8 protein-coding genes are annotated in these 9,076 nt (G+C 56.1%); 7 read left to right on the top strand and 1 reads right to left on the bottom strand.

What is annotated here, in order from left to right:
* Window positions 1–1,518: chromosomal replication initiator protein DnaA (gene dnaA, locus ACIPIZ_RS28640; protein ID WP_401168856.1), on the bottom strand; the 1,518-nt coding region annotated here is incomplete at its 3' end.
* 567 nt (window positions 1,519–2,085) lie between these two features.
* Here dnaA and rpmH point away from each other — a divergent pair.
* The 7 genes from rpmH to rsmG all read left to right on the top strand — a co-directional run bounded on the left by rpmH (window position 2,086) and on the right by rsmG (window position 9,049).
* Entirely contained in the window at window positions 2,086–2,220 is a 135-nt protein-coding gene (rpmH, locus tag ACIPIZ_RS28635) for a 50S ribosomal protein L34 (RefSeq protein ID WP_003213577.1), read from the top strand.
* A gap of 16 nt (window positions 2,221–2,236) precedes the next feature.
* Window positions 2,237–2,638 carry a ribonuclease P protein component gene (gene rnpA / locus ACIPIZ_RS28630; RefSeq protein WP_064389783.1) on the top strand — a complete coding sequence of 134 codons (402 nt, stop codon included), beginning with the start codon at window positions 2,237–2,239 and terminating at the stop codon, window positions 2,636–2,638.
* On the top strand, window positions 2,631–2,876 hold the full coding sequence (gene yidD / locus ACIPIZ_RS28625) for a membrane protein insertion efficiency factor YidD (protein ID WP_236427223.1): 246 nt from the start codon (window positions 2,631–2,633) through the stop codon (window positions 2,874–2,876). The genes rnpA and yidD overlap by 8 nt, the downstream gene beginning before the upstream one ends.
* Window positions 2,877–2,878: 2 nt before the next feature.
* On the top strand, window positions 2,879–4,558 hold the full coding sequence (gene yidC, locus ACIPIZ_RS28620) for a membrane protein insertase YidC (RefSeq protein ID WP_401168852.1): 1,680 nt from the start codon (window positions 2,879–2,881) through the stop codon (window positions 4,556–4,558).
* A gap of 79 nt (window positions 4,559–4,637) precedes the next feature.
* Window positions 4,638–6,008, top strand: coding sequence for a tRNA uridine-5-carboxymethylaminomethyl(34) synthesis GTPase MnmE (gene mnmE / locus ACIPIZ_RS28615; protein ID WP_122855355.1), 1,371 nt, complete (start codon window positions 4,638–4,640; stop codon window positions 6,006–6,008).
* 552 nt (window positions 6,009–6,560) lie between these two features.
* A complete protein-coding gene (gene mnmG, locus ACIPIZ_RS28610) occupies window positions 6,561–8,459 on the top strand; it encodes a tRNA uridine-5-carboxymethylaminomethyl(34) synthesis enzyme MnmG (RefSeq protein WP_053125290.1) in 1,899 nt (632 codons plus the stop codon).
* Window positions 8,456–9,049 (top strand): 16S rRNA (guanine(527)-N(7))-methyltransferase RsmG, encoded by a 594-nt coding sequence (gene rsmG / locus ACIPIZ_RS28605; RefSeq protein ID WP_401168847.1) that lies wholly within the window; start codon window positions 8,456–8,458, stop codon window positions 9,047–9,049. The genes mnmG and rsmG overlap by 4 nt, the downstream gene beginning before the upstream one ends.
* The last annotated feature ends 27 nt before the right edge of the window (window positions 9,050–9,076 follow it).

Below are 9,076 nucleotides of genomic sequence, written 5' to 3'. Positions count from 1 at the left end.
GTGTACGCAGCAGGTTCTGTAGTCCTCGCGGATGTCCGCGTCGGATTCCTTAAGTTCGTTGATCTTGCGGCAGGCGTGCAACACGGTGGTGTGATCGCGGCCGCCAAACACATCGCCGATTTCCGGCAGGCTGTGGTTGGTCAGTTCCTTGGACAACGCCATGGCTACCTGACGCGGACGAGCGACCGAGCGCGAACGGCGCTTGGACAACAAGTCGGAAATCTTGATCTTGTAGTACTCGGCGACAGTGCGCTGAATGTTATCCACAGAGACCAATTTATCCTGCAACGCCAACAGGTCTTTCAGGGATTCGCGAATCAACTCGATGGTGATGTCGCGGCCCATGAAGTGCGAGTGGGCGATCACGCGTTTCAGCGCGCCTTCCAACTCACGGACGTTGGAGCGAATACGCTGGGCGATGAAGAACGCGGCGTCGTGCGGCAAGTCGACTTTGGCCTGATCGGCCTTTTTCATCAAGATCGCCACGCGGGTTTCCAGCTCCGGCGGCTCGACGGCAACCGTCAGGCCCCAGCCGAAGCGCGATTTGAGGCGCTCTTCAAGGCCTTCGATTTCTTTCGGGTAGCGGTCACTGGTGAGAATGACCTGCTGGCCACCTTCAAGCAGCGCGTTGAAGGTGTGGAAAAACTCTTCCTGCGAGCGCTCTTTGCGAGCGAAGAACTGAATATCGTCGATCAGCAGAGCATCCACCGAACGGTAGAAACGCTTGAACTCGTTGATCGCGTTCAGCTGCAGCGCCTTGACCATGTCGGCCACGAAACGCTCGGAATGCAGGTACACGACCTTGGCATTCGGGTTCTTCTTTAATAGATGGTTACCCACCGCGTGCATCAAGTGAGTTTTACCCAGGCCAACGCCACCATAAAGGAAGAGTGGGTTGTAGCCGTGCTTCGGGTTATCCGCCACTTGCCAGGCCGCCGCTCGGGCGAGCTGGTTGGACTTACCTTCGACGAAGTTTTCGAAAGTGAAGGTGCGGTTCAGGTAACTGGTGTGCTTGAGCGCACCTTCGACCTGCACGGTGCGCTGTTCGGCGCGGACCGGGGCCTGCTGCGAGGCCGCACCGGACATCGGGTCGAAACTGTCGCGAGACGGTTCATCGCTGACTTCAGGGCTTTTCTGCGTCGAACGCTTGGCTGCCGGCGCTGGCGTCTGCGTGGGTGCCGGCGTACTCACAGGCGTGGCATTTGCCTGGGCCTGCTGGGAAACCTGCGCGGCAGCAAGCGGCGCGTTCGGTGCGGCACGCGGAGCGGAACTGCGTTTGCTGCCTATTAACAAGGAAAGCGCAGGCGCCATGCCGTTGCCGTGCTCATCCAGCAGTTCAAGGACGCGACCGAGGTACTTTTCGTTGACCCAGTCCAGCACAAAACGGTTCGGTGCGTAGACGCGCAACTCGTCGCCTTCGGCTTCGACCTGTAGTGGACGGATCCAGGTGTTGAATTGTTGGGCAGGCAGCTCCTCGCGCAAAAGCTCCACGCACTGCTGCCAAAGTTCCACTGACACGGATATCCCCTAAGTTGAAAGCCGGTGAGGCAAAAACAAGCGGCCATTGTAGCGGCGAGCCGTCCACTTATCCACATGCAGGTTGCCCGGTGACCATGATTTATCAATGCGTAAACCGTTAACAAAGCGACCAACGGTGTGTGAATAAGCTCTGTGGATAACCGCCTCTAAGGGCACTGGACAACTGGGGGTTGAACTCGGTGGATAACTCGCCTGTGGATAACAGCCCATTCCACGCACAGGTTATCCGATGGCGCAGCACAGGCTGAACACGGTTTTCCACTGTAGTTGTCATTCTCTGTACATCAGGTAAAACATGGCCTGGTGTAACTTATCCACAGAAGAAGGCGTGCCTAGCTTTTATAAGCTTTACAGAAAAGCTTTAAATAATTCCCTTCTTTATTTTTATGTATGGCGAGCTGGTGATCAGGCAAAGAACACCTCGAGATCTATTTATAAGGAAACGCTGGTTGGAAATTGACCTGAAGGCTTGCTTTCTCTAGAATCCCCGGTCTCTTAAAACGGGGGCCATTCCGGCCCGTTGTGGACGAACCAGGTAACACGACAATGAAACGTACTTTCCAACCAAGCACTATCAAACGCGCCCGTACTCACGGTTTCCGTGCTCGCATGGCTACCAAGAACGGCCGTGCAGTCCTGTCGCGTCGCCGCGCCAAAGGTCGTGCGCGTCTGGCAGTTTGATAATCCGGTACTGGAGGTGAGTCAGGACTTCAGTCGGGAAAAGCGTCTGCTTACCCCCCGGCATTTCAAGGCAGTCTTTGACTCCCCTACCGGCAAGGTTCCGGGGAAAAATCTCCTGCTCCTTGCACGCAACAACGATCTTGATCACCCCCGTCTCGGGCTGGTTATCGGGAAAAAGAGCGTAAAGCTCTCCGTTGAGCGCAATCGCCTCAAACGTTTGATGCGCGAATCGTTCCGTCTGCACCAGGAATCACTGGTCGGCTGGGATATCGTTATCGTCGCGCGCAAAGGTCTGGGCGATGTAGAAAACCCCGAATTGATTCAGCATTTCGGCAAGCTCTGGAAGCGTCTGGCACGCAGCAAGCCAGTTCCAGAAGTCAAAACCGAAACTGTAGGGGTAGACAGTACCGATGCGTAAACTGGCCCTCGTTCCGATCCAGTTTTATCGCTATGCCATTAGTCCTTTGATGGCCAGCCACTGTCGTTTCTACCCCAGTTGTTCCTGCTACGCGTATGAAGCCATCGAAAATCATGGCCTTCTGCGCGGTGGCTGGCTGACCTTTCGTCGTTTAGGTCGCTGTCATCCGTGGAATCCCGGTGGTTTTGACCCGGTTCCACCTATCCCTACCTCCCGTTCTTCTTCGATGGCCGAGTAATCATGGATATCATACGCACGATCCTGATCGTCGCCCTGGCAATCGTGGCCTACGTTATGGTCCTTAAATGGAACCAGGACTACGGTCAGGCTGCCTTGCCGACTCAGAATGTTGCTTCCAGTACGACTACATCCGGTTTGCCGGACACCGCCACTGGTAATAATGCTGCCGCCAGTGACGATATTCCGCGCGCCGCTAGCGATACCAGCGCACCAGCCGAAACGCCGGTAGCCGCCAGCAAGGATCTGATCCAGATCAAAACCGACGTGCTCGATCTCGCGATCGATCCACAAGGTGGCGATGTTGCTCAACTGACTTTGCCTTTGTATCCACGTCGTCAGGATCGTCCTGATGTTCCGTTCCAGCTGTTCGATAACGGCGGCGAACGTGTTTATCTGGCCCAAAGCGGTCTGATCGGCACCAATGGCCCGGACGCAAATCCGGCCGGTCGCCCGGTCTACTCCTCGGAGAAGAAGACTTATCAACTGGCTGACGGTCAGGACCAATTGGTCGTAGACCTGAAGTTCAGCAAGGACGGCGTCAATTACATCAAGCGTTTCACCCTGAAACGCGGCCTGTATGACGTAGCTGTTTCCTACATTGTGGATAACCAGAGCGCTCAGCCCTGGAACGGCGCAATGTTTGCTCAGTTGAAGCGTGATAACAGCGCTGATCCTTCGTCCACTACTGCTACTGGCACCGCGACTTACCTGGGCGCCGCCCTGTGGACAAGTTCGGAGCCGTACAAGAAAGTGTCCATGAAGGACATGGACAAGGCACAACTGAAAGAAACCGTCACCGGTGGTTGGGTAGCCTGGCTGCAACACTACTTCGTGACCGCGTGGATTCCGGCCAAGGGCGAAAACAACATCGTCCAGACCCGTAAAGACAGCAAAGGCAACTACATCATCGGTTACACCGGTCCTACATTGACCGCTGCACCGGGTGCCAAAGTTGAAACCAGCGCTGTGCTGTACGCCGGTCCGAAAAGCCAGGCTGTGCTGAAAGAGTTGTCCCCAGGTCTGGAACTGACCGTTGACTACGGCATTCTGTGGTTCATTGCCCAGCCAATCTTCTGGCTGCTGCAACACATCCACGCGATCGTTGGTAACTGGGGCTGGTCGATCATCTTCCTGACCATGCTGATCAAGGGTCTTTTCTTCCCTCTGTCGGCCGCCAGCTACAAATCGATGGCGCGCATGCGTGCCGTTGCGCCGAAACTGGCTGCTCTGAAAGAGCAACATGGCGATGACCGGCAGAAAATGTCGCAAGCCATGATGGAGCTGTACAAGAAAGAGAAGATCAATCCGCTGGGTGGTTGCTTGCCAATCCTCGTGCAGATGCCGGTTTTCCTTTCGCTGTACTGGGTTCTGCTGGAAAGCGTGGAAATGCGCCAGGCGCCGTTCATGCTGTGGATCACGGACCTGTCGATCAAGGATCCGTTCTTCATTCTGCCGATCATCATGGGCGCAACCATGTTTATCCAGCAGCAGCTGAACCCGACTCCTCCGGATCCGATGCAGGCGAAGGTCATGAAAATGATGCCAATCATCTTCACCTTCTTCTTCCTGTGGTTCCCGGCTGGTCTGGTGCTGTACTGGGTTGTGAACAACTGCCTGTCCATCACCCAACAGTGGTACATCACGCGTAAGATCGAACGGGCTACCAAAGCAGCCGCTTGATTTACACTGTGGATAACCACTCAAAACGCCCCCTAGTGGGGCGTTTTGCTATCTGTCATTTTTGTCTGGATTCCGGTTAATGAGCGTACCTCGTGAAACCATCGCCGCTGTCGCCACCGCTCAAGGTCGCGGTGGTGTCGGCATCGTCCGTATTTCCGGGCCGCTGGCCAGCGTGGCGGCGAAAGCCATCAGCGGCCGCGAATTGAAACCGCGTTACGCCCATTACGGTCCGTTTTTCAGTGACGACCAGCAAGTGCTGGACGAAGGCCTGGCACTGTATTTCCCGGGGCCAAACTCGTTCACCGGCGAAGATGTGCTGGAGCTGCAGGGCCACGGCGGCCCGATCGTTCTGGATATGTTGCTCAAGCGCTGCCTGGAGTTGGGTTGCCGTTTGGCCCGTCCGGGTGAATTCAGTGAGCGTGCCTTCCTTAACGACAAACTCGATTTGGCCCAGGCTGAGGCAATTGCCGATTTGATCGAGGCCAGTTCTGCACAGGCGGCGCGCAATGCCCTGCGCTCCTTGCAGGGTGCATTTTCCCAGCGTGTGCATAACTTGACCGAACAACTGATCGGCCTGCGCATCTACGTCGAAGCCGCTATCGACTTCCCGGAAGAAGAAATCGACTTCCTCGCCGATGGCCATGTGCTGAACATGCTCGACAAAGTCCGCGATGAATTATCCACAGTACTGCGCGAAGCCGGGCAGGGCGCGTTGTTGCGCGATGGCATGACCGTGGTGATTGCCGGTAGGCCGAATGCTGGCAAGTCGAGCTTGTTGAATGCGTTGGCTGGACGTGAAGCGGCCATCGTGACCGAGATTGCCGGCACCACGCGGGATATCCTGCGCGAACATATCCACATCGACGGCATGCCGCTGCACGTTGTCGATACGGCGGGGCTGCGGGATACCGATGATCATGTGGAAAAGATTGGCGTTGAACGCGCACTGAAAGCCATCGGCGAAGCGGATCGCGTCCTGCTGGTGGTCGATGCGACCGCTCCGGAAGCGCTGGATCCGTTTGCCCTGTGGCCGGAATTCCTCGAAACCCGACCGGATCCGGCTAAGGTTACGTTGATCCGTAACAAAGCAGACCTGACGGGTGAATCCATTTCCCTGGAAGTCAGTGAAGATGGCCACGTGACGATCAGCCTGAGCGCCAAATCTGCGGGCGATGGTCTGGAACTGCTGCGCGATCACCTCAAGGCCTGTATGGGCTACGAGCAGACTTCGGAAAGCAGCTTCAGTGCTCGTCGTCGCCATCTGGAAGCGTTGCGTCATGCCAGTGCAGCCCTTGAACACGGTCGTGCACAACTGACTCTGGCCGGTGCCGGCGAGTTGCTGGCCGAAGACCTGCGTCAGGCTCAGCACTCTCTAGGGGAAATCACCGGGGCATTCAGCTCTGATGATCTGCTGGGACGGATCTTTTCCAGCTTCTGTATCGGTAAATAACCCCTCCGCTTTCCACAGACAGGTCCATTCGCGACCTGTCTGCGCCTACTCTTTCTCATACCTTTCTCCAGTGCCGGGCAGATTTCGTCTCCCTGAGCGGATTTCTCGTGCCCGTTATTTCTTCATTCACCGCATTTCTGTGGATTAAGCCCTGTGAATAACTGCCACTAAGGGCAGTTGATAACAGGGCCTGAAAACTGGATATAAACCCCTCTGTGGATAACCACCCCTTTAATCCACAGGCTTAAACCGGTTATCCAAGGATCTCATTGGCACATGGACACAGGGTTTTGAATCTCTGTACATATTGAATATAAAGGCCTGTAGCGATCTATCCACAGAAAGGTGGCTCAGTAGAAATAAACATAAAAACAAAGGTTTTATAAATTTCTCTCTTTTTTATTCTTTTAAACTCGAGTTCTCCACAGCTGGTTAAATTTTGTGCAAAGGGTTCTTTAGGAAGGGCGAAGTCCCTATACTTGTCGACCAGGTCCGAAAACCTGATCTCAAACTATTCCTGAATTACCTACTTAAGCAGGCACGAGGTGCGTGGTGGATTTCCCTTCCCGTTTTGAAGTGATCGTCATCGGCGGCGGTCATGCCGGTACCGAGGCAGCACTGGCCTCAGCACGTATGGGGGCAAAAACCCTGTTGCTGACGCATAACGTGGAAACCCTCGGTGCCATGAGTTGCAACCCGGCCATCGGTGGCATTGGCAAAAGCCATCTGGTCAAGGAAATCGACGCCCTCGGCGGCGCGATGGCCATGGCTACCGATAAGGGCGGCATCCAGTTTCGCGTGTTGAATAGCCGCAAAGGCCCAGCGGTTCGGGCGACCCGTGCGCAAGCTGACCGGATTCTGTACAAAGCTGCTGTCCGCGAAATTCTGGAAAACCAGCCGAACCTGTGGATATTTCAACAGGCTGCTGACGACCTGATCGTCGAGCAGGAACAAGTCCGTGGTGTTGTCACGCAAATGGGTCTGCGCTTCTTCGCCGATTCCGTGGTGTTGACCACCGGTACGTTCCTCGGTGGACTTATCCACATCGGTTTGCAGAATTTTTCCGGCGGCCGTGCCGGTGATCCGCCGTCAATCGCCCTGGCTCACCGTCTGCGTGAAATGCCACTGCGTGTCGGTCGCCTGAAAACCGGTACACCACCACGTATCGACGGCAAGTCTGTGGATTTCTCGGTGATGACCGAGCAACCAGGCGATACGCCGATCCCGGTGATGTCGTTCATGGGCAACAAAGAACAGCATCCACGCCAGGTCAGCTGCTGGATTACTCACACGAACGCCCGCACACACGAAATCATCGCGGCGAACCTCGATCGTTCGCCGATGTATTCGGCTGCCGGTGAAATCGAGGGCATCGGCCCGCGCTATTGCCCATCGATCGAAGACAAGATCCACCGCTTTGCCGACAAGGAAAGCCATCAGGTGTTTATCGAACCGGAAGGTTTGACCACCCATGAGCTGTACCCGAACGGAATATCCACAAGCTTGCCGTTCGACGTGCAATTGCAGATCGTGCAATCGATCCGTGGCATGGAAAACGCGCACATCGTGCGTCCGGGTTATGCGATCGAGTACGACTACTTCGATCCGCGCGACCTGAAGTACAGCCTCGAGACCAAAGTCATCGGCGGTCTGTTCTTTGCCGGACAAATCAACGGCACCACCGGTTACGAAGAAGCCGGGGCCCAAGGTTTGCTCGCTGGTGCGAACGCGGCACTGCGTGCCAAGGGCAAAGAAGCCTGGTGCCCGCGTCGCGATGAAGCGTACATCGGTGTATTGGTCGACGACCTGATCACCCTCGGTACCCAAGAGCCGTACCGCATGTTCACGTCCCGTGCCGAGTACCGCCTGATCCTGCGCGAGGACAACGCCGACCTGCGTCTGACCGAAAAAGGTCGCGAACTAGGTTTGGTCGATGACGCGCGTTGGGCGGCCTTCTGCAAGAAACGCGAAAGCATCGAACTCGAAGAGCAGCGCCTGAAAAGCACTTGGGTTCGCCCGAACACGCAGCAGGGCGATGCGATCGCGGAAAAATTCGGCACGCCGCTGACCCACGAATACAACTTGCTCAACCTCTTGAGCCGTCCGGAAATCGACTACGCTGGTCTGGTCGAAGTGACCGGCAATGGCGCCGAAGACCCACAGGTCGCCGAGCAGGTTGAAATCAAGACCAAATACGCCGGTTACATCGACCGTCAACAGGACGAAATCGCCCGTCTGCGCGCCAGTGAAGACACGAAATTGCCTGTGGATATCGATTACACCAACATTTCCGGTCTCTCCAAGGAGATCCAGAGCAAGCTCGGCGCGACTCGACCAGAGACGCTAGGCCAGGCTTCGCGGATCCCGGGTGTGACCCCGGCAGCGATTTCGCTGTTGATGATTCATTTGAAAAAACGCGGCGCGGGCCGTCAGTTGGAGCAAAGCGCTTGAGTTCTAAGGTCACTTCGCAACACGCCGAAGAGTTATCCACAGGAGCCCGCGAGCTCGGTGTCAATCTCACTGAAACCCAGCACGAGTTGCTGCTGGGTTATCTGGCCCTGTTGATCAAATGGAACCAGGCCTACAACCTGACAGCCGTGCGCGATCCGGACGAAATGGTGTCGCGGCACTTGCTCGATAGTCTCAGCGTGATGTCGTTCATCGAAAACGGTCGCTGGCTCGACGTTGGCAGCGGCGGCGGCATGCCCGGGATCCCGTTGGCGATCCTGTATCCGGATTCGCAAGTGACCTGTCTGGACAGCAACGGCAAGAAAACCCGCTTCCTGACCCAGGTCAAACTCGAACTGAAACTGGATAACCTGCAAGTTATCCACAGTCGTGTCGAAGCCTTCCAGCCTGCGCAGCCGTTCAACGGGATCATTTCCCGGGCGTTCAGCAGCATGGAAAACTTCACCAACTGGACTCGCCACTTGGGCGACGCCGATACACGCTGGCTGGCAATGAAGGGCGTTCATCCGGCCGATGAGCTGGTAGCATTGCCGGCAGACTTCAAACTCGATAGCGAACACGCCCTGGCCTGACACGGTTGCCAAGGCCAACGCCATCTG

The sequence above is a fragment of the Pseudomonas sp. NPDC087690 genome (genome assembly GCF_044743175.1).
Classification (GTDB): domain Bacteria; phylum Pseudomonadota; class Gammaproteobacteria; order Pseudomonadales; family Pseudomonadaceae; genus Aquipseudomonas.
The sequence above is the reverse complement of the archived record's forward strand: the minus strand, read 5'-3'. Positions and strand labels throughout refer to the sequence as shown.